Origin of the sequence: Shewanella denitrificans OS217, from assembly GCF_000013765.1 — a bacterium.
GTDB classification, from domain to species: domain Bacteria; phylum Pseudomonadota; class Gammaproteobacteria; order Enterobacterales; family Shewanellaceae; genus Shewanella; species Shewanella denitrificans.
Window position 1 is genome coordinate 2,263,132 of sequence record NC_007954.1, and the last position, 26,252, is coordinate 2,289,383.

Here is a 26,252-nt window from a genome sequence, read left to right on the forward strand (position 1 = left end):
CTGTTCAGATTTTAAGCTTAGTTTAAAATCTGGAGACTCTCCAGTAACATGGATGGCCCTTTATTATTATTTGCTATTTATGCTGGGTGGCCACTATCTTTATTTGCACATTCATTCCTAACCTAGATGGCTCCTTTTCTTTTCTTTTCCTTGCCTCAGTCCAGTCCATTTAACTAAAGCAATAAACACCAATAATATAGGGCTCAAGCTTAATCCAACAACTGTAAAAATTATAGTCGCTATTATATAAAACCCTTTCGCATAGATTACTAATGCACCAATAAAAATAGCTAATACAAAGCCACCCATTAGAATAAACGACTTTATTAGATTACGAATAGTCATCCTTAATGCCAAATTTTTAGCTATTTCAATGAAGGGATTATAATCAAGCTGTATTCTCTCAGACTTTAATACTGTTCGAATGTAAATGAAAATAATAACAACATATGAAATTAATATTGGTATCGACACAAGTAATTCTATCTCTTTACTTGCACCATTTTTTAAAGAGTAAAATGTACCAATAGCAGCTAAAAACAACGAAGGTAGCAGACTAGTAAGAACACCTTTTTTAAAGAAACTTACATGCTCATAATTCACCAGAAGACAAGTACGACTCATTGGATTTAAAAAACTAAACCAAACTTCTCCGCCGTGTACATGTACACGGCTTCGAACTTCATCTGCGGAGTCTTGCATTGCAAACGTAAAATCACTCATTAAACCATCCAATAACTTCTCTTGTTGTGTTTGTTACCGCATTATTTACCTTCGTACCTAAACCGCTAAATGTATATGTTAGAGTCCCCACTACACCACCTACTGCCCCACCGACTAGCGCTCCTGGTGCAGCGCCAACTCCACCAAAGAAAGCGCCTATGCCAGCTCCTATAGAAGCACCTGCCATCGCCCCAACTTTAAATGAAGCTACACCACCGCCTAACTCTACCGCTGTACCTAAAGCCCTAGATCCTACATTTCTAGATGCGGCATCTAAACTTAAATCATTCTCTACAGCGTAATATACTTCAGATCCCAGCTGAGATGCAGCATATACCCCAGGTGCGTATTTCGATACTGCACTGACACTTGAATAAACAGCGGTTCCATTCAGTTTAGCCAATAGTTCAAAAGATTTTGCGCTAGTAATCGGCGCATATGTATTCGCTGCTTTACTCAATGGCACTGCTACATTTTTCACATAATCAATACGCAACGCGTTAACAGGAATCCCCTTGCTAGAACTAAGCATGTTAATTATTTTACTACGAGTACCAAATTCACTAGCTATTTTACCTGCCTGTGCAATTGAACTAGTCCAATCTGAGGCTAAAGATAGATTATTTATGAACTTACTTTCTTTAGGGAAAACATAACCCTCAGCCCATGGCCCTGGGCCTCCCAAAGCTGAAGCAGGTGGGGGCGTAGTTGTCGTCGTAGGGAAAACATAACCGTCAGCCCAAGGTCCTGGCCCTCTAGGTACGACATCGTTAGGGACAGGGGCATCTGTCAGAGAAATTTCCGTGCCTTCACCAAGTAACATCTTGGCATTCGCCAGAGTCTCATTCACCTTAAACATCTGCGCTTCATGACGCTCAGTTAATGCTGCTAAATCGGCTTTTAATTCAGCACTCGTGACATTGGCTTTTTCTGCAATACTTTGACGTCCATTTTGCATGCGTTCAAAGTCGGCCTCGTTACTGGCTTCGATAGCTTGATTTTGTGCGGCAAGTTTACCAGCTGTGTCAGTCGCTAACTGTTTCGTCATGCGATTTTCAGCGGCAGCCTGAGAGGCCGCAAGCTGGGCATTCACCCTAGCTTCAATTTTCCGGCTCACTTCTTGCGCTAACTTGGCAGTATTTTTCTCCATCTCGACTCGATTTATGCCTGCTTTTGCTTGGCTACGGTTGATTTCAGAGCCGACGGAATTACCAAAGGCATTCATGGCCACTTGCTTGAAGTTCCATGAGGGCCTATCGGCGCCTTTGAGTATCGCCTTGCCTAGGGCATAACTGGCGCCAGCACCTACAATGCCAGTCGCCGTATCCCTCACGGTATTTTTCCAATCGAAGCTAGCCGTATCACTGCCGCCCAATTTAAGGCTGCCCATCAAACTTGCCATCGTATCTGTGGTCATCGCGGCGGTGGATAATACAGACACAGCCACATTACCCCAGCTGAATGAAGTATCGATGCCGGCGAGTTGATTGATTCCCACATTCGCGGGGACACTGAGCCCCGCTTGCCAAATCTGACCGGCGCGGGATAGTTTTTCCGTGCCATTGGTTACCGTCGTTAATCCTGCAACTTCCCTTAGGCCTGTGGCAATGCCTGCGGTTGCCATTGAGGTGACCCCGCCCACTAAGGCTTTCTTCAGTGAGAAGCTGTCGACCACCCCCATGGCCTTGCCCACCAGTTGGCTGGCGGCGCTGCCCACAAACCCGCCCACAAACGCTGCGGCGGCAATCGTGGCGGCACCGAAACCAGCGGCAATGCCTCCGCCCGTCATGATTGCAGCTCCAGCTGCCATCATGCCCCCTGCTGCCGTAGTCAGTGCTGGGGCCATTAAAGCTGCTGCGGCGCCGGCGGTAAAGACGGTGGCGACCACGGCCACCACTACCATGACTATCATGGCGATGCCACCACAGCCGCCTTTTTGTGGCGGAATGGGCGGTGGCGGGATTTCAGGTAATGTCGGGTTGACATCGCCCATGGCCGCGCCCGGGTTGTAAGGCCTGAAGGTTTCAGCGCTATGGTGTAAATTGGTGCTGGTCACATTAGGCAGTGTCAATGTGGTGCCTGGCGCAAGGCGCTCGGTGCCACGTAAACCATTGGCGTCTGCCAGCAAATACCACAGCGACTTGTCGCCCCATAATTGCGCGGCGATGCCCATCAAGGAGTCGCCAGCTTGTACCGTATAACTGCCACTGCTCACGCCACTTTGGCGGCCCACGGGCACATAGTTCGCATCGAAATCGGCGGCGATCACCGGACGGTATTCTTGCTCATTACTGGTGGACTTTTTCCGCTGGGCATCGGCCAATACCGTGGCATAGTCACGATAGCTTGGGCCATCATCACCTATGTCACCGATACCTATACCATTGAAGTAAAAGTAATTATGTTGCTTAGTGTACCTTGGGGTTTCTTCGTTACGGACTAAGACCTTGCCATCGAAACTGTTGACATACTTAAGTAATCGACCCGCATAAGTGTCTGTTGCCGTGACTAAGTTGCCATTGACGTCATATTGCAACTTAGACAAGCCATTGCCCCAGTCGTATCTGAGTTCGCCGCCAGTTTGACCGGCAACCTCAATTTTGACTTGCTTGTACGTGTCCCACTTTTCATAGCCGTAACGGGTCGTTTGCCCTGTGGTGTGCCACTTATTGTCACTCCATGAAGACGTACTGACACTGCTGTAAAGTTGATTGCCCAGCTTATCAGTACTGAAGGTCGAGTTAGATTTTTCTGTGTTGGTGCCATTTTTATCATAACGGCTCACATTCTCACTGATCTTCTGCCCTGCAGCGTTATAGGTGTAGCTGGTGTCTGAGGCCAACTGACCACGGTTATCCCCTGGATAATATAAATACGGCTCACCGTATTCCTCCATGCGGCCGCGCTCGCTATTGTAACTGCGCCAGCGCAGCACCGGGGCGGCGGCTGGGCGATATTCTTGTACCGACTTCAGGTAACCACCATCATAATAGGTCCGCACCACTCGCTGATCGCCGTCAATATCGACCTTCACCAACCAGCCAAATGCGTTATAGGTATAGGTTTCTACTGAGCCAGCGCCATTTTCAACGGTTTTACGGCGACCGCCACTGTCGTAACTGATTTTGACACCATCACCACGGACCACTTGGCCATTTTCCAAATCCCCCTTAGAGATAACCACACGGTTGACCGCATCATAGGTATACCAATGATCGACGTCGGCACTGATATTATTAATTTGGGTATAATCACTGCGAATGCGGCGGCGATTACCGACGGCATCATAATCATAGCGAATATCAAGGCCGCTATCGGTCACTCGGCTGAGGCGATTAAGTTCATCAAAGCTCGCCACGGTTTGCTGGCTGTAGACGGCTGAGCCACCGGCATCAAGATAGAAATACTCTTCGCCTATGGTGTTGCCATTGGCATCATAGTTAAAGGTGGCAAAGTTATTGGCACCGATATCGTCAATTTGTTTGCGCAAGCCATTTTCATAATAGCTATAGCGGATATCTTGACCGCGACTGCTGACCTGTAAATCAAGCTGACCTGTGGCTGAGCCATAGTAGAAATAGGATGTGGTGCCGCCCATGTCCTGTTTCCACACCATGCGGCCTAAGTAGTCATTATGCTCTAATGAAATATCCCCAGTGGCATGGACGGTTTGTTTAACCCAGCCACCATAGGTGCCTATGTCTCCTTGGAAGCTGTAGTTATATTGGGTTTCATAACCGGCGGGATCTATCCCTCGAATTAACCGTCCTTGACGGTCATATTCAAAATAACTGACATTGGCGTTGCCGGTGGCCACGTTATTAAAGCCGGTTTCATGCTTTAATTGTTGCCCTTGCTGGTTATAGACATAAATATCATCGTTACGACCCGCACGATCGACTTGAATAATTTGCCCGGTGCCATCGTAGCTGTAGCTCACAAAGCGGTTGTCTTTGGTCCTTTCACTGCGCATCTGCCCGTAGATGTCGTAGCTATAGCTTTGGCTGGTGTTATCGGCAAATGACTGTGAAACCAACTTACCCGCTTGGTATTGGCGAACTTGACGCTGACCATTGGCATCAATTTCACTCACTTGGTTACCTTGAATATCATAGGCATAACGGGTGCTGACACTCAACCTGCTGGTAATGCCGTTCTCAGCGGTCACCGAGGTGGTAGGGTCAGTCCGCTGGACCAACTGGCCTCGATTGTCATAGAGGTAGTGTGTGGTGTAGCCACGGCCATCTGTGATGCTGGAGATTTGACCAAAGGCATTATAGCTTTGGGATTTACTGCTCGCGTAACGCTTAAGATCGTTTAATCCCTGCTCAGATAACACTTGCAAACTTTGCAATGATAAATCGGGTTTAACCGTATTCGTGTGGCTGATTTGCGTCTGCGCCCCTAAGGTCATCATCCCCTTGGCGCCATTGATAACCTTACCGATGGAGTCGTTCGACTGGTAGTAGTACTCGAACTCACCTTGACCTAAACTGCTGACATCCACAGCAAAACGGCCATTACCCCCGTAATTAGCGATCAGCTTACTGAAAGCCCCGGTACTGTCTTTTGGGCGATAATAAAAGCTTAATCGCGTCGCTTCTGCGGGTTGATCTGAGAAGCTCACCAGTGCCGGCACGCTGTGGCTGTCCTTGGGGTTAGAGCGGGCGGTATACTGATTAACCTCAGGGGCTTCACCTTCCCAACCATAGCTACCGGTGAGGTTTTTATAAAACACCCAATTACCTTGAGCATCTTGCTTGAAGGTTTTAACACTATAGACAAACCCACGTTCCTTGATATTGCTTGTGGTGGTTCTACCGTGGGCTTTGACACCGTAGCGGTTGAATTCATCTTTGCCTGAGATATAGCTCTTAGGGCTATTAATACCTTGGAAGTAATATGAATTCTTGCTGATATCGACTTCACTTACCCCTTGAGAGCCATAGCCGGCAAACCCGGTATCCCACTCTAGTCTTAGCTTGCCTGAGTAATCATCCATGCCATCGAAAGTGAAGCTCATGCCATATTGCTTTAAGAATTGCTCAGGTTTGCGGTCTGAACCCGAGGCCATCAAATGGAATTTCACATCGATATTGCCCCCCATGGCAACTTGCGCTGCCCCACGGGAGAAGTTACTGCTGGGTACATTGCCGGTGGCAGGGGCCGCATTGGCTTGAGCACGCAGGTAGGCCAACTCAGGATCGATACTCTCGATGGCGTTGTTACGGGCATCGAAACGGTTAACGGTGAAGTGGAAATTGTGATCTTGTTTATTGGCCGCCAACATCCACGCCATGGATTTATCATCCAAACGTGTCCCTGTGGAGGTGACCACTAAGGTGGCATTGCCATTTTCATCATAAAAGAAGCGACGGTGCTTACCTTGATCATTACTGAAGGTAAGGCGGGCATTGGCATCATATTCATAGAAGGTGTGCTCATTGCCCATGGTCCCCTTGGCGACCACTTGGCCTAGCGTGTTATAGCGGGTGCTATGGGTCACATCATTGGCGTCTTGATGCCACACCTGACGATTAGCATCGTCATAGCTATAGCGCTCAACCAACCAGCGCGTCTGGCTATGCGCACCCAGTGAGGCATTTTGATAGGCTAAATAGGTTTGTTTCTCTCGCTTAACGATCACATTTCCATATTGATCATGTATGTAGATGATGTCGATATCACCCGGAGCCGTGAGGCGCACTAAGCGGCCTGAGTCATCGTAATAACGGGTGGTAATTTTATCGGCATCATCCATAGTGCCGACCGCGCCATAACTGTTGTCTTGCACATCTAAGACCTGGTTGCCCATGGCATCGAATGCCATGAAACGCGTCGGTGTCACCTGTTGGTTACTAAAATCGGTATAGCTAGAATCGGTGGACTTTATTTGACGATTTAAGGCGTCATACTGGAAGCTAACTTGGGTTTTTTCTCCGACCCAAAGGCTATTCTTAATGCCCCCCACTTCAGTCACGGTGACATTACCATTGGCATCATATTGATAACGGCTGGTGACATCTGCCATCCCATTGGTCACATTGCTGCCTGAAGGCGTGCTATAGCGCACATTTTTAACCTGTTGCTCAACCACTCGATTCAAGGCGTCATAGCTGAAGACTGTGGTGCGGTTATCATTTGTCTGTAATAACAGAGGTAAAATACTGCTGACTGGCGTATTGGCCGTTAAGCTGGCAATTTGTCCTGCGGTTAATGCTTTACTGTAGACGACTTCCTTTATGTTGTTACCATTGGCATCGTATTCTCGGGTTGAGACATAACCATCACCATTAATGGTGAGCACAGCAAGCCCATTGGCATCGTAATAGGTATATTGAGAAACACCTCGAGCATCTATGCTAATGGCTTCCTTGCCGGCTAAGTTGTAGACAATACGTGTCGAGGCATTGCTCTGACTAAAGCCTGAGGCCACCTCATAATAGAGCGCATCACTTTTGGACTCACCCACCAATCTCCCAGCATCATCATACTGGTAGCGAGACTCTTGGTAAGCGCCAGTGTTGGCCATATGGCGAATGACACTCTCGTTGTTTACATTGGTGACTTTATCATGATAAATCCGCTCAGCGACCTTTGAACCGGCACTATTATAATCGAAGGTGCGAAGGACATTGCTGCCATCCACCCAATGCGTTAACCGGTTTGCTTGGTCATATATTTTGACTTGGGTACGGCCCAAGTTATCACTGCTGCGCAGCAAGTTTCCTTGCAAATCATATTGACGCGTTTCTGTCGGGTAAACGCGGGTTTTCGCCCCATTGTTGCCATTGGCCACCAAACGAGAAGGATAAATAACCTTAACTTCACGCCCTAAGGCATCAAATTCATAACGTGTGGTGCTCTCTTGTGCTGTGCCAACCGCTTTGGTTTCACTTACCCTTTGACCTAGCACATTATATTCGTAACGGGTAAGGATTGAGCCGCTGATGGTTTCTCTCGTTGCGGCGTTGGTCACGATAGTGACTTGAGGGCTTTTAAGCTCAATTAAGCGATTCAGCGCATCATAGCGCTTCTCGGTTCTATTGCCATTCTTGTCAATGTGAGCGCTCACATTGCCGGCAGCATCATACTCATAGAACTGACTCTGCCCCATAGGATCAATCTCTTGGATCACTTGACCGAGATTATCGTAGACGTAGCTTGTGGTGCGCCCACTTTGGCCTGGACGCTGGGCAACCAATGCCGCGATATCAGCAATACTCGATTGCGCACTATAGCCGCCAGTTAACGCCACTTGATAGCGGCGCTGGATCTCAATATCTCCCCTAGCCGTATATTCATACTCGCTGACCACACCTAAGGCATCGATAGCAAAGTGCACACGATTGGCATCATCATAGATCATAATGCTCTGCTGACCCGCAGGATTAACATGACGGGTTATGCCACCTAAGGCATTGTATTGTGTGATAACTTTAGCACCATTGGCATCGGTAACTGTGAGCACTCTGCCAATTTCATCATAGGTCGTGATTTCGGCATATTCGAGTCTAGCCTGCTCTTTTTGCGCCGAGGTTAATTCATTAGCAAACTTAGCCCTAACACCTTGTGCACCGTTAACGACCCAACCTAAGCGCTGACGGGCTTCCAGGGCCCATTGACTGTCAGACTCGGCCAGTGCCACGCCATTTGCACTAATGATATGGGTTTGATTGCCAAAGGCATCATAGCGATATTCCGTGATACTTTGCGCCAAGGTACCCGCGGCTTTACTCTCTCGAACCAGCTGACCTTCACCATCATAGACAAACTGAGTTCGCCGCTCTTGTGCGGTCCCACTATGACTGACTTGTTCAGTAATTTGGTCTAAATGGTTATAGCTAAATTCAGTGACTAAGTGTGTTTGAGCGGTGACACCATCCAAATAAGGCACCACTTGGGTTTTACGCACCAGTCTATCTTCAGCATCATAATCATAACGTAGGTGGCTATCGCCTCCCGTACTGCTATTGCTGATAACCGTGACTTGCTGGGCATTCAGATGGGCACCCTGGGGATCAAAACGATTAACCGCAGTGGAATAATGAGTCTCATTAACCAACATGCCTTTGGCATTATATTGGTAATCAATCACCTTGCCTTGCGTGTCACTGATTGGCACCAGTTTACGGCTTATTCTGCCATTAATGTCGTAGCTGAAATAAGTACGTAACCCGCGCACATCTTCGGCATAAAGTTTATTGCCATTGATGTCATAGGCAAAGTTTTGCGTCTGACCGCGGCCATTATTGCTGCTGATGAGCCTATTTAAGCTGTCATAGGTTAAGTTTTCAATTTGATTAAAACGCTTAGTTGGACCGGGCACCCGGATAAACGCTAAGCGCACCGCCGCTTCATCGGCATTGACTGCCAGCGAAACCGGCACACTGGTGCGCTCTGTTCGCGTCACACGGCCAAGATCATCATAAGTGAGTGCCGTTAAATAACCGAGCGCATCGATGCTAAATAACGCATTGCCTAAATTATCGTACCACGCTTTAGTGACCACCGCAGAGGCGGGATTAAGCTGGCTGCGAACACTCGCCACTGTTTGGTAATTTTGCACTGTAACAGATTGTTTATACTGAAGAGTTTGAGTGATTCTATGTTGAGTATCATAGACGTACTCAGTCACAAATCCCTCACTGTTAATCGTGAGTTGCTGACGCCCGAGACCATCATACAAGGTTTGTGTCAGGGTATCGGCTTGGCTTGGACTTAAATTAAGATCGGCAGCCTTCAATACCTGAGAGAGATCGCTTGAGTTAATATTCGTCGGTGAACTATAACGTGTGGTACGAATTAACTGACTTGCTGGATTATATTCATAATAGGTCGCATAACCACGGCTATCTACGCTGTATTGCAGACGGTTTAATCCATCAAATATGTGCCGCTCGCTATAATAAGCTAATGGCGACTCTGCAGTCTGGGATGCCAATAAGTTCTGCACATCAGCCAAGGTCACCGTTGAACTGCCGCTTAGGGCTAACAGCGCCGTAATGCTCTCTTTATATTGCTTTTGACCAATATTATTTCCATTCGCGTCGTAATAATATTGAGTTAAATAGCCGTTAGCATTGATACTAAAAACTTGATGGCCTTTATTATCAAACAGGCTTAAATCATGATCGTTTAATTCAGTCAGTTGACCTTGTGGGGCACCGGGACGGCTATCAAACAGCCCCCTGTCATGCAGTCGTTGCTGCACTTCGGTACGCGGGCTAGACACGCTAGATATCGCTGCCGCTAATCCGGTGGTGCTAATCTCCTTAGCATAGGTCAGGGTCGCTATCTTTTGCCCTGTCGCATCATACTTATACTCTGTGACCTTGCCCGACTGATCAATGCTGAACAACAGTTGGTTTAACCCTAGCTCATCATAAACTTGATAGGTTGCCATACCGCCATCGGTGAAACTGTGCACCATTTTGCCATTGGCATTGTAGCTATAGCGGGTATGTCGATTAAGGTTTAACGGATCTTCAATTTTCTCAATTAGACGGTTATGGCTATCATAGTTAAAGTGTGTTTCTTGCTGTTGCCCGGCATATTGCCCCGTGTTTGTCTGGCTAACTTGATTACCTCTGGCATCATAACTGTATCGTGTTATTACCTGAGGAGTGCCAGTGGCATTGATAACTTGTTCAACCATCTGACCCAAAGTGTCGTAACTGAAACGCGTTTTTACGCCATCGGCTTGGGTCACTTCTATTTGCCGACCTAAGGCATCATAAGCATAGAGAGTACGTAATCCCACGCCATTAACATCGAGAACCTGCTCGACACTATTATTACTCGCATCATAATAATATCGATTCACACTGCCGTTGGCTTCTGTTTGCTCGGCAATCAGCCCTTGAGAGTTAAATTTACTGCTCGTTTGGCTCAGTACCACGCCTGCGGCATCTTTATGTATGCTCGATAGGGTGCGACCTAATTCATCGTAACTATAAAGGCTAAGGTTATTTTTGGCGTCAGTCACGCTTAGCTGATTGCCAAAACCGTCATGCTTACGCTGCACTTGGATGTTGCCAGGATAAATAATGGTGACACTATTGTTGGCATCGTCATGAATATATTGCGTCACACGCCCTAGGGCATCCTGCACACTCACTGCACGACTAAAGGCATCGTAAGTCACTTGCTGACTGTGGGCTGCCGCATTCGTTTGCTGGATTTCACGGCCCAACTTGTCAAAGCGTCGAGTCACCACACCACCGGTAGACATTCTGCTTGCTATTTGGCGGCCAAAGGCATCATAAGTATGCTCGACCGTTTTGGATAACCCATTGGCTTGCTCAGTCGATTGAGTTAACCGACCTGCGGCATCATACTGATAATTAACTTGAACCCCGACACTACTCACGGTGCTGTCTGGGCTGAAACGACTCGCGACGCGGCCATAGACATCATAGCTGATGCGACTTGTTAAACCGCGTATATCCGTAGTGGTGCTGAGGCGGTCTTGAGTGTCATAACTCGATGAAGACACCAAGTCTGAGCCAGATAAAACTAAACGCTGACTCACCTGGGTCAGTTGGGTGCCACCAGTTAAGCCCTGGGTATTAATCGCTTGAAAATATCGTCTCACTTGATTTGGACGACCAAATGCATCGTAGCCTTTCTCTGCAACCACGCCTTGATCATCGACGGTATAGATTAACTGGCCGGCGCCATTGTAATAAAACCAATTATCGATTTTACTACTGCTCACTTGACCTGTTTGGCTATTTTTAACTTGGGCATGATTTTGATAACTGTGGATCACACGGCCCGCATTATCATAACTGAAGAATGTGGCATGCTGCTGCCACACCGCTTCTTGCTGGCTGGCATTGCTGCTAGTGCGCAATTTTTCTGTGGCGATGGCATCCAATTGAGCAGTGACGCGGCCTAATGCATCGAATCGACGCGCCAACCCTTGTTGATAGTCGTTATTACGGCTGTCATATTTGAGCTGTGAGGTGAGTGCACCATTGCTATCATAGGTGTTCGTGGTGGTGACACCCGTATGCGCTTGTTCCTGAGTAATTCGTCCCAATGCATCATAAGTATAATGCGTCACTTGTGACGATATTCCCTGCATCAGGGCCAGTAAACTCGTCAAGTCTTGAGTGGTATCACTAATTTGAGCAGCAAAACGCTGCTGTGTGATGACTCGACCCACAGCATCGTGCTTGAATGATGTCAGGTAGCCTTCGGCATCAATTTCAGCGACTTTTCGGCCGATTTTGTCATAAATAAACCGAGTCGTTTGATCCGCATTAGAACGGGTTTGACGGGCTAAGATGGCATCCCAAGCTTCAAAGCTTTGGCTACTGCCATACACACTCAGTTCGGCATATTGAATGTGTTCGACTAATTGACCCGCTTTATCATACTTATATTCGCTCAAGGCACCATCGGCGGCGATGCTGCCAACTAATCGTCCTTGTGAGTCATGATAAAATTGCTCATGCTTGCCTTTTGGCGCCACTAACGGATTATCGAAGTCGGACACGATTGAATCATGGGATTCATAGTTGATTTTTACTTGGGTGAAATAACGATCGATCATCTCACCAGTCTGTTTATCTCGATATTGAATAAACATATCAAACAGGCCATCAGGCACCTGACGAGTGTCATAAACAAATAAGTCATTCACCGATACCACTAACTCGTTATTTTCGTTTACCGTCCCTTTTTCATAACGCGCGCCATTGAGCTGCGGGAAAAAGTAGAAAGGCTCAGCATTATCCGGCAAATCGTCCAGCGTAATGCTGACAATACTGGGACGTGTGGTTTCTTGCTGCTGGCCAATTTCATAGTCAAACAGTTTTGTTGAACTTTGGCTGCTACTGCCTCTATGGTAAGCACGAAGCTCAATGCGATACTGGCCATTTTCTAATGGCTTTTCAGTACTGAGGTTGATGTTGCCAGCCCCCCCACTTTGGCTACTCATATAAGTATACGCACTGGTAATCAGCTTACCGCTCGCCTTATCAAACACATCGGCCAGCACATAGTCTATGTTTGCCGCTTCAGCTGGCGTATACACCCCTGTAATGGCACTGCCATCGACACGCTGATCTGAAAGACTGTCTTTTTGCATCCGAGCATCAACTAAACTGTCAACGTCATTGGCTTGAAACAGGAAAGTACTGCTCAGTCGATTTTCAACCACGCCGTAATAATTCAGCGCGCCCTGCTGATGTACCAATTCGACTTCGTAATATTGTCCTGCCTGTAATTCATCAAATTTAATCTGATATTGGCCATCCACCACTGACACAGGTATCGATGTCCACGCCGTATTACGGTAGCCACTACGATAGCGTGCACTGTGAACCGAATTAGATGATTCAAATGTTTCCAGCGGCCAAGTCAAGGTTTGACTGAGTAAACCTGTGCTCTGGCTACCGATTTCATAGAGGAAAGGATCCAGAGACGAGGTTGAACCATCTTTGTTTTCTAAGGTTAAATGAATTTGATAGCGACCCGATAATAACGCGTCGCCTAAGCTTAAGTTTACCTGTCCTTGATAGGCTGGGTATGCCGAAGCTAAGGTGTCACTTTGGGTGATGAAGTCTAAATTATTTAAATCCGTGCGCACCACGTCTGAATCGGTGAGGTAAACTTTTGCCGTGACCTTTTCTAGGTTAGCGAACAGGTGAGCGGGGATAACGCCACTCAAGCTACTGCCGCTGCCTGCGCTGACCGTCCAGTGCGACTCAAAGTTTTTCACTTGAATCGTTTTCTGCTCAGGATCCCCTTGGCGTAGCTGCGTGAAAGCGCCACCAGATTGACTACGAACTTGGTTATACGCATCTTTATATAAAATCGTAATTTCATATTCATCACGGGCTAACGGCGGCAATTCAACCGAGTATTGCCCATTACTGAAGCTTGTGGGTAAATACTCAAATTGATCATTATTGTGCAGAATGCGATAGCCGATTTCGACTTTAGGCCACGCTAAGCTATTAGGTGTCCAGCTTAATGCTTGGCGTCCATCGGCAAGCTGGGTTTGCTCTACCGCTGACTCCGAATCTTTTACCACATACAGCGGATGATCTGCGCCATTAACGTAGCCATAAGGTTGATTTGGGTTACGGGCTTCAAATCCCCCTGTTTTACTGATCCCTAAAATTTGTGTGTCTAAGAATCTATCTTGCAGTTGAGCATGGTTGACGTACTGGTATGGCTGGATTGGATCGCGACCTGTGGTAATCACATCGTTATTAATGCTGGCCACTTTGAGATCGTACAACAAGGCGATTAATTTATTTTCGGTAATATCACCTGGAATATTAGCCATTTGCAGCTGTTTTTCATAAACGGCCTTGTGGGTCAATACCCCTAAGCCATCATAGGTGTGCTCTGTGACGGTGCCGGTTGAATTTAATAAAAACCTCAGTAAACCTGAATCATCATAAATGCGGTATTCAGTGCTATCCCCATTACCTGAGGCTTGCTGCGTAAAAGACGCTAAGTTCCACAGTGCTTCATTAAGCTGGCCTTGGCCTGAGGATAACTTTCTCGGATCAACCGTCTGACTATGGCGGCTCAAACGCACTACTGCGCCTTGTTTATTGTAAGTCCAGGTTGAAAGTTGACCAAATTCATTAATTTGGCCTGTTTTACGATTATTCGCGTCATAGAAATAATAATTACGCGCCCCATTTGCAGATTCCGAGATGCGTAAACGGCCCAAGTCGTCATACACATAACCTTGGCGATTTTGCTTGGCATTATTTAAGGTGTCGTACTGTTCAATCAGATCGCCTGCGCGGTTATAGACAGAAGTGCTGAGCTTACCACTTGCATATAAAGTATGAACTTGTTGGGCAGCGTCATCATAACTGATCAGGGTGATTTCCCCGACACTATTTTGACTGCTAATACGCCGCCCCATACCATCATACACAAAGTTACTGCTGGCCCCTGTAGCGTCAGTTTGGGACAATAACCGTCCGGCATAATCATAAACATAGTGGCTAGCACTTTTAACCAGCTCACCATCGTACTGGTACATGTGGCTCAATTGGCCACGGAAATCATATTCAAAGCGGGTGTGCTGGGTATTATTGCTGTCTTTTGTGGCTGCCCACGCCGTTAATTCACTAAAACTAAGATCAGTATTTTTATCTATATTGATGACGTTATAGCTGTCCTGAAGGTAGGTATAGGCATCACTTTTTTGCCCTAAGCTATTGTAAATATGTTGGCTTACTGAACCATCGGCATTGACGACAAAACGAAGATCCTTGTTATCATCATAAATATACCGCGTCACTAACGCCTCGGTCGGCATCGCAGCACCAATCCCATCAGGATCGATATCTCGATAACGAATTTCAGCAATAAGCTGGTCATCACTATTATAGCGTCGGTCTATTCTTCGACCTTTGGCATCAATACTGGTGAGTAAATTACCTCGACTGTCATATTGATAATGGCTGACTTTATTTGCACTGTCTTTCTTACTGATTAGATTGCCATCGGCATCATAGCTAAAAAATGTCAGTAGACGTGTGCCATCGATAGGGGGAGTTGCAATTGACAATAACTGGCCTTTATCATCATAGCGATAGCTGGTTACCTGCCCGTGTTCATCTGTCACATCTGTGCTGCGAGTAATCGCGTCATAATCAAAGGTCACCGTACGACCTTCGCCATCTGTCATCGATGCTAAGACCCATGCCCCTTGGGCAATAAAGCTGCTACCGCGTCCTGTGTGCTGCTTGTAACTAAAGCGAGAGCTGCTGCCGTCGCTGTTGGTGATGCTCGCCAGGCGATGGCTGTCAGCATCATAGGTATAACGCGTGCTAAACACCTGATTATCTGCGATATTATTATCTTCAGGGGTTAAGTCATATTGTACTCGGGTTAAGCGGCCTAAGCTGTCATATTCAAACCTAGCATCGGTACGCTCTGCGCCAGCCACTGTGGTGCGAATGGCACTGATCCTCGCGCCTTTTGAATGGGCAATATAATCGATATTGGTCACTTGACCTGAAGCGTCGGTGATTTGTACCAATTTATCGGCACTGTAAGTAAAATGAATGCTTTGCCCATGGGCATCTTGCTTACGGGTTAATCGCCCTTGAACATTGTATATTTCTTGGCTGTTAGCCGCGGTTTGTCTAATCCACACATTCTGCGCGACATCAAACGTTAAGGTATCGTGACTGCCCTCGCCATCGGTCGCAACATATAAGTCACGGTTGGTATCAAAGAGGTATTCTGTCTGGCTGCCATCCCCGTTGCGCCTGACAATCAGGCTACCCGCTTTATGCTCTAAGGGTATTGAAGTCAGGCGAGCCATGCTGCCCAACCACCAATTATCACCATCAGCATCTTGACCTAGGCTGTTATAGGTCTGGACAAGTTGATTATTCTCACCCCTGGCCATAGCAAGCTGATCTTGACGCTGCACACTCAGATTTCCTGTGGCTAAATTAATCGCCGCATGATTTAAACGTTGACCTAATGCTGTGCCGCCCAATACGTTTTGATTGGCGTTGTGCGCACCGAAGAAGCCAAGTTCTGCTGATGTTATAAGTGATGACATGGTATAACCCCTAAATCCTTGTAGGAAAAGGGCACTCAAGGAGTGCCCTGTCGTATTGCTAGTTTACTGGTATCAATGTATTGCTTAAAGATTGCAGCGACGGCCTGAGCAGATGCATCGCCCCACAAAGCCTTGCGGGCCTGTCGGTCCTACAGCCCCAGTATCACCTTTCAGTTGAGTTCGCAAGCTATGCAGATCTGCGCTAGAATAAAACTCCGTCGCCGCTAAGCCCTTAGCTCCAGTATCACCTCTTACAGTCGAGTTATCGCCTTTTGACCCTGGACTACCTTGCGCGCCAGGATTGCCTTGATCGCCTATAACCCCATCTATGCCTCTGCGGCCATTCGCACCGGTAGCACCCGTGCTGCCTCGTGCACCGACTGGGCCTTGAGCACCAGCATCCCCTCGAGGACCAGTATCACCTTGCTCCCCTCTTAGGCCTGTCACCCCTTTAGGACCACTAGGGCCGGTTGCGCCTATGTCACCCTGTGGGCCAGTCGCGCCCACGCGGCCTTGAGGGCCTTTCGCCCCAGTAGCACCGGCTAGGCCATTAACACCATCGCTGCCATTGGCACCATTGGCGCCTTTGACACCTTGGTTGCCTATCGGGCCAATATCCCCACGGGGCCCTTGAGGGCCAGCTTCTCCAGCTGGCCCCATGGCGCCTTGATCTCCCGTTGCGCCTTGTAAGCCGCGAGGACCCGCTTCTCCCATAATGCCCGCAGGCCCTTTAGGTCCCTGTGCCCCTTGCTCACCACGAGGGCCTAGGCCGATGGCCGAAGCACAATCACTGCCAAAAGTGGCCAAACAGCCAATTTGACCAATTGAATAAGCCGTAGGGGCAATTAACACTTCATCGATTGCACCGGGAAACGGTGCCGGCTCTCTGATAGAGCCGCCAATATAAAGCGGGGCAAAGGTATTGGTTTGCAAGGCCAAATTATCAGCAAGCGTGGTTGTGGTTTGCTCCAAACCGTTCACATAGACTTTAACGCCAGAGGCCTTGCCACTGCCACTGTAGGTCACTGCCACATGGGTCCAGCTTGTTAATGACGGTAGCCCTGAGGTGGATACCGTGATCCCCGCCAATGCCTGATCCATTAAGCTGAAGGTTAATCCTTGGGGGGAAACCGTGATGCTAAAGCCCTGGTTGCCGATGGCATCTAGCTTGGACACTAACGGGTGTACCCCTTGAAGTTCTGAGGTACGAACCCAGGCGGACACGGTAATCGGCATGTCTTTCTTATGGGATGGCATGGTGCCCACAACCAATACATCCTTCTCTAATGCCAGGCCATTACGGCCACTCATGGTATAAGTGCCTTCGGCTGAGTTTAGAAAGTAGCCATTATTATCATTGCTTGAAATATCTTTAAAGCCATTGCCTTGGCCTTCGAAGGAGTAATAGGCGCCAAATTCACTGGCGATGGCGCTTGTCACCATCATGCACAATGCAGGGGCTATTAGTAGTGTTTTAAGCTTCATTTTATTGCTCCGTCCTGGATAGTTTGCTCTGCTTTCATCGCCTTATATAGCTCAACCGGACTCAGTTCCTTCGTTGAGGACTCTGCTAATTCCGTGCTAAAATTTGAAAAACCTTCTTGGTAATATCGAGAATATCCTTGCGGCCCTCTTGCTCCTGGATCACCTTCGGCGCCTTTCGGCCCCTTAATAACTACGCCATGAGGCCCTCTATCACCTGGTCCGCCCTTTTGTCCTGTTGCCCCCTTCTGTCCAGTAGGTCCGGTTGCTCCAGTTAGTCCTTTATCGCCTTTAGCGCCTTGAGTACCATCTGCACCGACCACACCTGCTGCACCAGCGTAGCCTTGTGGGCCAGCATCACCAGTGGCGCCCGTGACGCCCTTGGCGCCGGTCGGCCCTTTTAAGCCTTGAGGTCCAGGATCGCCCTGTGGTCCCATCGGGCCAGTATCCCCCCGGACTCCTTTAGGGCCTTGCAGGCCATCTGGGCCTTGTAAGCCCATTAAGCCCGCGTTGCCATCTTTACCATCACGGCCATTACGGCCATCAATACCTGGATTACCTGTGATGCCTGTTAGGCCCTTCAAGCCCAGATCGCCTTTGCTGCCTTGCGAGCCTTGCGGGCCTTTGACGCCTGGGTCGCCAATTGGGCCTTTCGCTCCCTTAACACCTTGCGAGCCTGTTGCCCCCCGTAGACCCTGTGGCCCAGCGGGGCCTTCAAAGCCCCGTGGCCCTTGAGGGGCAATCACTGGAGGCTCGTCACTAATGGGATCGACACAGTTGTCTCTCAGCGCATACAGACACTCGATATCACTGCTATTAAAGGCGCGGCTGCCTAAATAGACTTCATCGATGGCACCGTTGAAGGTGGCGTAGCTAGTTTCGCTGTCAGCACCGATAACGACAGGGTCACTTGCCCCTATGTCTCCGGTTAAGTTGTCACTGATAACATCGACATCAAGCCGTTGATTATCAAGGTACAAACTAATGCCACCTGCCTGAATTGAGCCATTGTAGGTCACGACTAAATGATGCCAATCATTCATATCGGTCCAGACTTGCTGACTCTTTATCTTGATACTGCCGCCTTGACCATTACGAATATCCACCACTATGGCATTGGCACCATCGAGGCTGACCGACATACCGGCGCTGAATGGCGACTGCTGTTTAGAGAATAAGGTCTCGGCATAATCACGGGTTTCTCTCAAGGCCCAGAAGGACAAAGAGAAAGGCTCAGCCGCTTTTTGAATGCTCAAGGAGTCCACTTTAAGAATGTCATAATAAAGGGCCTGATTAAGCTTGCCGAATTCGAAACTACCAGTGCCGCTTAGCGGGAAGGCACCGTGATGGGCACCATTAAAGTTGTCATTACCATGGCCGGCAAAGGACCAATGGGCATCCCAGTTTGATGCGACGGCCGATGCTGAACTTAAGCCCAAGAGGGCGACTGTGGTTAGAGAGTGAAAAATCCTTTTCATTATTGAGCCCTTTTTTCAATTTTAAGCGGAGAAGGCATTGCTAATATGGTGTTAATCTCGGCGGCATAACGATTATCTAAGTTTTTCTGTGTATATATATCTACAATAAAATCGTGCACAGCTTGATCGCTTGCATCTAACGCCGAGAAGAAACCGTCGGCCTCCTGCTTATTCTCAACGGCAAGCACATTAAGATTAATATGTACTAGGCCTGTCTCGCTGGTATACATAGCTTTTGATAAAATAAACCCAGCATCAATGACACCATCTAACTCAGGCTGGACCTCTAACAACGCCTCTCCTTTAACAGTCATAGCTAAATTAGGTGTCAAAGAAGCCATAGACTTAAGTAAAGGTTCTGGAGAACCCATCATAAATCTACCGCTACACTCACTTTCACTCGGTTGCCTGCCACGTGGTCCTTCAGGCCCAGTTGCCCCTTTATCACCCTGATAGCCTGCTATATTATCTCCTGCGGGGCCTGTGTAACCCTTTGGTCCATTATCTCCCGGCCCTCCAGGAATACCTTGCAAGCCTCCATTGCCAGTAGGTCCTGTTGGCCCTTTATTGCCAATAGGTCCTGCCGCACCCGCACCACCGGTATAACCGGTGGGTCCTTGCGCACCTTGAGAGCCTTTGATGCCCGCAACGCCTTGGTTACCCATGGCACCTTGCGCACCACGATCTCCGCTAGCTCCTTTAGGCCCAACGTTTCCTTGCAATCCCTTTGAACCTTGTGGCCCTTGAATGCCGCTATCACCCACAGCACCTTGAGCACCAGGTGCACCATTGGTGCCATCGGAGCCATCAATACCATCTGAGCCATCTATTCCGGCTAAACCAGTAGGTCCCGTGAAACCTTGAGGCCCTTTAGGACCTTGTGGGCCTACTGGCCCTGGTAAACCCGCGTTACCCTTGAGGCCCACATCGCCCGCTAGGCCGCTCACTCCGGTTGCACCTCTATCACCCTGCTCCCCAAGCTCACCTATGGGGCCTCGAGGGCCCTCTTTGCCTGTGGTTGGCCTGTAAGCACAATCCGTTTTCAATTGATAAAGACACGTCACTTGCTCAGCATTAAAGTTCTGAGGCACTAAATACACTTCATCGATTTCTGCAGCGAGTGCTTGGGTATATGACGAGCTGCCACCTATGACTAAGGGATGGTAGGTCTCAACTTGGCCGGTCAAACTATTTGAAGACAGCTTTAATTCAGTCACTTGACCATCGATATATAGGGCCATATTCGATGCATTCGCATCACCCTTATAAGAAACGGCAACATGATGCCACATTTGATCGACATTCACTGGGGTTAAGGTGGCCACTGAAATTGAGCCGCCAAATTCATCGACGAGTGTGAATTCCAGATTCATATCAAAATCAAATGCGACGCTAAAGCCTTGGCCATTTTCGCTGTGTTTTCTGGATAAAATGGTGCCACCAGCGGCATCTTGAGTAGGCTTTATCCATAAAGAAACCGTTAACGGTGTATCTTTATTAAAGGGGGCTAATCCGCCAACAACCATCACATCCTGGGCTAACGCTAGCCCTGAACGGCCTGCTGTAATAAACTGACCATTACCCGATAATGGGAAGTAACCTTTATTACCATTGCTATTTTGCTCACCATTACCCGGATAACCGTTAGCTTGATTAAACGAATAGCTAGTTTTCATGCTATCAGCAAATAGAGGTGGGCTTATACCCACAACTATTAATCCCATAGCGAGTGCTATTTTATTTTTCATTAGAGAGTTTTTCCTTTAACCCTGATTTAAACACCAGCTTTTACATAAAAGCTGCCCATTCCTCAGAAAGAAGAATTCTTGTCAATGTAATTAAATTTAAAGATGCTTTTAATGAAGGGTGACTTTTAAATATGCCCTGATTTGTTCAATCACGGCTTGCTCTAAGGTCTTACCCGTGTCATCTATTGGTGATGAGATCAAATTTTTCCACACTTTTTCGGCTTGAGATAAGCGCTGAGCATTTTGTAAAAGTAAAATTTTTGCAAAATTGCCTGCATAGCTCATTTTGTCTAAACGCAGTGCAATGGCGACATTTTTTCGCGCCGCTGTTTCATCTTTTTCTAATATATCGACAATAGCAATACCACCATACATTTCAGCATAACTACGGTCGACTTCTACACCCCTATCAAAAACGTCTCTTGCCAAGGCAAACCTGTCTGTTAATAAATAGAGCCAGCCGAGTAAGTTAATCCCTGGTAATAAATCATTTTGCAGACTCAAAGCTTTAAGCAAATGCTGCTCGGCTTCCACATACCTTTGTTGGAAAACATCAATAATGGCTAGCCCCAAATGGGTGCGGCAACTCTCATCATTGACATTCAAGGCTTGAGAAAAGTGACGAGCAGCCTGATCATATTGATTTGAATTTAACGTTATGAACCCAATCGTTATATTGGCAGTCACATTGTTAGGATCTAACGCTAACGCTTTAGCCGCTGACGCTTGTGCATCTGCCCACTGCTCTATATCCATATATATCTGAGAAAGTAAACTATGGGCGGGGGCATACTTAGCATCGCTATCAGCGAGAGCAGTTAATGTAGAAACTGCAAGTTCAAAATTTTTAAGTTGATATTGAGTACGGGCTAATAGGTACAATATTTCTGTTTCTGGTGATAGCTCACTTGCGTGAATAAGTCGCTCTAATGCCGTCTCTGGGTTACCTAATTGAATATTACAATATGCAGCTTGATATAAAATACTAGCAGAACGAACACCCGCACTTAGCAAAGAATTGAATGTAATTAATCCTTGTTCAAAGTTTTTCCGTTGACAGCTAATTAAACCCGATAAGTAAATTAATTGAGAGGATTCTGGGTGCTGTTGTTGGGCCCTGTATAGGTAATTTTCTGCTATATCAATAGAACCTGCATCTAATGAAAGATAAATTAAATCTAACATTAAATTCAAATTATCTTTATCCTGCTCTAGAAAAAGCTCAAGTCGCTCAATCTTCCTTGAAATATCCATATAGACCAAATCGTAAAAATTTATGATGAGAAAGTACTATATCCAAAAGCATTAATCAACATAAAGCAACATAAAATTAACATGCATATTGTACTGATTGCTTTCAATTTATGTGCAGCCCTTCTGGCATCAAACATATGTAAGTTTGTTTAGCCCCCAACTCAGGATCATAGACAAGATAAATCCATCACCAATAACTGAGATAACAGGACCCGCTGCTGCCCTTGTTGCCAACATGCCATGCGTTTCATGGACGTAGTAAAACGAACGGTAAACTTAATACCCGCAACCTAACCTTGAACATGACAATAAGGATAATGGCTTAGCTTATACTGATGAGAGTTTCATTAAAGCACTGAAATTAATAAATTTAAATCAAATGGTATAAATAATTGCCAAAGGCGCTAAGGGGATCTGCTGAATTATGAACACCCTCCTGATTACCGAAAAGTGGACGATGTAACATCACACCACACAGATCGTATCTTCGATCTGCTATTTAGTTAACCTGAGATCGGTTTAAGCCATAACAGAAATCGCACTGAAATCGACATCTGTGATATTAAGTTGTGGCTTACTCTCTTTGAGTTGATAGGCAATTAAACCGCCAATCATATTCAGCATAAAACCATGCACACTTCTATGCCTCGAATGCTCGATTTGTGAGATATTCTTAAGCTGATCATTGATCGTTTCTATAATAAATCTTCGTGAAAGCATTGCCCTATCCCACAGTGATAAAACCTTCTTTTTCATGTTCTTGCGAACATTGTTTACTAGTGTTACGCCTTGCTCAAGTAGCTCGCTTGCCAACGCTTTACTGATATAGCCTTTATCCGCATACAGCTTGTCCATAGCATTCACCACCATGCCTGAAACAGGCTTAGTGTCATGGGTATTGGCTGGAGTAATTTTGGCGGCAACAATCCCCCCTTTATGGTTAACGATGAGATGAAGCTTGAAACCATAGAACCACCCCATGGTCCCTTTTCCGCGACGAGCAAGGCCAGATAACGTTTTATGTCGTGGAATTCGCAAATTGTGGCAAACCTTTACACTGGTCGAATCGACGAATTCAATCCCCGTAGGTAGACTTCTGATGCTGGAGAAATAGCTGCATAGTGGCACGACAGCTGTCGGCATAAGCTCAAGAAAACGGGTATAGCTGAGTAAGTGGGGGAAATCAGATTTGAAAAAACGAGCAAGATATCCAGTGTAGTAATTTTTGAAGTCACGATGATGAGATGTATGGAAGAGTATGATAATCGTCATTATTTCGCTCATGCTCATTCTGCTTGAACGTTGGCGCTTACGCGTGCCATCTGTTACGCATTGTTTTTTCCATTGCGGCATAAATACAGCACAAAAATCATCGACATCACAAAATACATCCACTAAATTATCCATAAGCCCTCTGCGTGATTGGTTCCTTCTTGGTCGAAAGATCTGATCACAAAGAGGGCGATTAGTTCAGTTTTTTATCCCGAGTTGAGGTTAGTTAATAAAGATCACTATTAAAGGTAGGTCTCGGGCTACTCTCGTAAACAAGAGCACACTTGACTCATTCTAGAACATAAGTAGGACGCGGCTACGCGCGGCCTATCCTTATTCGTTAAGTGCCTTTTAGTAATTAGGCGCTGATTTGATAGTTAATTTTTATGATGAGTTCACTTAAGTCTATTATGGACATTTTTAGGTCAAAACTTAAACGGCCTAAATGTCTTGGATATAAGTTACTTCGTAGATCACCAACTACGAAAGCAGGAAGTTCCAAAGATTGGACCATTTCAACAACTTTTAGGGCATGCTCATGGTATTTAATTTTTGTAATGCTTTATTGCTTTTATTCGATGGTTTTCCCCATCCTAATAAAACAAAGTCATTCTGTTCCATGAGCAATCGCATTTTGTCAAAGTTGGTCTGGCTTTGAACCTTATGATTTTCTAACTTATCTGAATAGGTTTCATAAAGGGGGTAAAGATTAGTAATCGTTACTTTTGATACTTCAGGGCACTCGTTATGAATTCGAGTAAGTACATTGTTAATCGTATTATCTGAAACCTTATCAGTAGCTTTTGATGGATTCATCATAACTACCAATGCTGATTTTTCGCCTTTACGATTAAAAGGAACTGTCAGGGAATATCTATAAGTAGTGTCTCCACTACTATCACAATCCATGGTAATTGCGTTTGTATCTACGATGTTTTTGTAGCTAATCACTCTATGCTCCATACACTCGATCTCATTTAGGCACATAACGCTTACAGCACGCGCGAGTTTACGAGTCGCGAGCCTGTGTTTGTGTACGCCCAGCATAGTTATGAACTAATGAGGTGACTTTCAATTATACATAAGCTCTGTATGAAGATCACCGCTTCAATAACACACTGTTATTAAACGTTAACTACTGGCGAATGGCAAGGGCTTATCCGTGAGGATTGGTCTGAAGGGCAGATATATTGCTCCTGCAATATCTGCATTCTCACCATCCTTGGTGGTCAAGCCGCTAGCCGGTTTACTCATTAACAATGCTGGCTGAGGCGTAGGCTAGCATATGTGACTCCTGTGTTGGCAAGGACTCGCATGCAGGATGGTGTGGGGGCTGGAGGTTAGATACCTCCGGCTACCCGATTATATTTTGCTCTGACTAGTTACCTGAAACGTCTAAGTGTTGGACCACGTCGATTCGAAAACCTGCTGGGTCTTGTAGCATAAAATGTACCTGTCACCAAACTTCTTCTTTGAGCTCCATAGCCATTGTCAAATTCATTTTTTGTGCTTCAGCATAAGCGTGAGCAGCATCTTTAACTTCCAGTGATATCACATAGCCATCGGGAGACATTAATGCTCGGAGAAAGTCTGGTTGGCTTGCATGCTCTGGCATTAAGAAGCCAAGCTGGACACCTGAACTGGATGACACTAAATGCAAGTAAAAGTCAGCGTCGTAAAATACGGCATTAAAACCAAACACGGATTCATAAAATGCTTTCACTGCTTCTAAATTTGCCGATACCATCACAGGGAACATAGCGTCTATTTCAATCATCTTATTAACCTCTTAACGTTGATTAGGCAATTAACATTATTCTTCACTCAGAAGAGTAATGATTGTATAAAACGGACATTTTCCTGAACTGTGTCGGCGTAACTCCAGACAAACGTTTAAATTCACGCACAAAATGGGGCTGATCGTAGTAATAATCTAGGTAGGTCTTGTTGTTTTGCGGTGCATTCATCGCTTTGAGAGCACTCTGAAATCTTAGCACCTTGCCAAAATCTTTGGGAAGCAAGCCAACGTGCTGTTTGGCCAACCGTCTAAGCTGACGTGCAGACACACCAAATTTAGAGCTCTGGCTATCTGACAGGTCAAGATTAGAGCTGACATTTTCGTAACAGTATCGAATGTAACGAGCTAGGCGAGGGTCAACGTCGGCAAACGTTATGGCAGATAGTATGACTGCCGACAAGCTATAGCAGCGCTTGTCAAAGCTCTTTGCGTTATCAATGGCTTCAAATACTGTGTAAACGATATCCGCAGGTAGTAAGTCTTCCGCCTTTACACTTCCAGCCTCACCCCACTCCCCTAAAGGCAGAGAGATCAAGCCTTTATGTCCTAGAATTCGAAAACGAATGCCAAAAAAAGACGCTGGGCCATCAATATGGAATAAAGTAGACGAGAGAAATGGTGGAATAAAAAAGTTGTCGTCGAAACAACCTAGATTGATGATCCAATCAACGCAGTTATCCGGCACACTATGGTATTGAAACTGGCCTTTGGAGACAGTGAGCTGCCAATACGATTGCACCCAACGATTTAACGGCGGCAATGGCTGCCGCGTTTTATAGGCACGGCCATCAGCGACTTTTCCTTGAGTCGGGTTATAGTCTAACAACATTGTAGTACTGATATACAAAACATAAGCTTTCCTGACTGCTAGCCCTCGAGAAATCTAACGAGTCTGTAGAATTACTCGTTTTAAATTGATTTTGATTAATGACTTG

11 protein-coding genes are annotated in these 26,252 nt (G+C 46.5%); all 11 read right to left on the reverse strand.

Translation table 11 applies throughout. The annotated features are described in order from the left end of the window. Positions 1–117: 117 nt before the first annotated feature. Entirely contained in the window at positions 118–723 is a 606-nt protein-coding gene (locus SDEN_RS10030; protein ID WP_041405756.1) for a hypothetical protein, read from the reverse strand. Continuing rightward, positions 716–16,285, reverse strand: coding sequence for a DUF6861 domain-containing protein (locus SDEN_RS10035; RefSeq protein WP_011496362.1), 15,570 nt, complete (start codon positions 16,283–16,285; stop codon positions 716–718). Before SDEN_RS10035 ends, SDEN_RS10030 begins: the two co-directional genes overlap by 8 nt. A gap of 84 nt (positions 16,286–16,369) precedes the next feature. Continuing rightward, on the reverse strand, positions 16,370–17,770 hold the full coding sequence (locus tag SDEN_RS19800) for a LamG-like jellyroll fold domain-containing protein (protein ID WP_011496363.1): 1,401 nt from the start codon (positions 17,768–17,770) through the stop codon (positions 16,370–16,372). Continuing rightward, complete coding sequence (locus SDEN_RS19805) at positions 17,767–19,245, reverse strand: LamG-like jellyroll fold domain-containing protein (RefSeq protein ID WP_011496364.1); 1,479 nt, start codon at positions 19,243–19,245, stop codon at positions 17,767–17,769. Before SDEN_RS19805 ends, SDEN_RS19800 begins: the two co-directional genes overlap by 4 nt. Next, positions 19,245–20,993 (reverse strand): LamG-like jellyroll fold domain-containing protein, encoded by a 1,749-nt coding sequence (locus SDEN_RS19810; protein ID WP_011496365.1) that lies wholly within the window; start codon positions 20,991–20,993, stop codon positions 19,245–19,247. Before SDEN_RS19810 ends, SDEN_RS19805 begins: the two co-directional genes overlap by 1 nt. A gap of 108 nt (positions 20,994–21,101) precedes the next feature. Continuing rightward, positions 21,102–22,247, reverse strand: coding sequence for a tetratricopeptide repeat protein (locus tag SDEN_RS10055; RefSeq protein ID WP_011496366.1), 1,146 nt, complete (start codon positions 22,245–22,247; stop codon positions 21,102–21,104). Positions 22,248–22,766: 519 nt separating this feature from the next. Further along, positions 22,767–23,654, reverse strand: coding sequence for an IS982-like element ISSde7 family transposase (locus SDEN_RS10060; RefSeq protein WP_011496367.1), 888 nt, complete (start codon positions 23,652–23,654; stop codon positions 22,767–22,769). Positions 23,655–24,044: 390 nt separating this feature from the next. After that, on the reverse strand, positions 24,045–24,470 hold the full coding sequence (locus SDEN_RS10065) for a DUF1643 domain-containing protein (protein WP_198134588.1): 426 nt from the start codon (positions 24,468–24,470) through the stop codon (positions 24,045–24,047). A gap of 180 nt (positions 24,471–24,650) precedes the next feature. Beyond that, entirely contained in the window at positions 24,651–24,773 is a 123-nt protein-coding gene (locus SDEN_RS20945) for a hypothetical protein (RefSeq protein WP_269571439.1), read from the reverse strand. A 202-nt stretch (positions 24,774–24,975) separates the two neighbouring features. Continuing rightward, positions 24,976–25,296, reverse strand: a complete 321-nt coding sequence (locus tag SDEN_RS10070; protein ID WP_011496369.1) for a glyoxalase — start codon at positions 25,294–25,296, stop codon at positions 24,976–24,978. A gap of 43 nt (positions 25,297–25,339) precedes the next feature. Then, a complete protein-coding gene (locus SDEN_RS10075) occupies positions 25,340–26,146 on the reverse strand; it encodes a helix-turn-helix domain-containing protein (RefSeq protein WP_041405757.1) in 807 nt (268 codons plus the stop codon). Positions 26,147–26,252 lie beyond the last annotated feature (106 nt).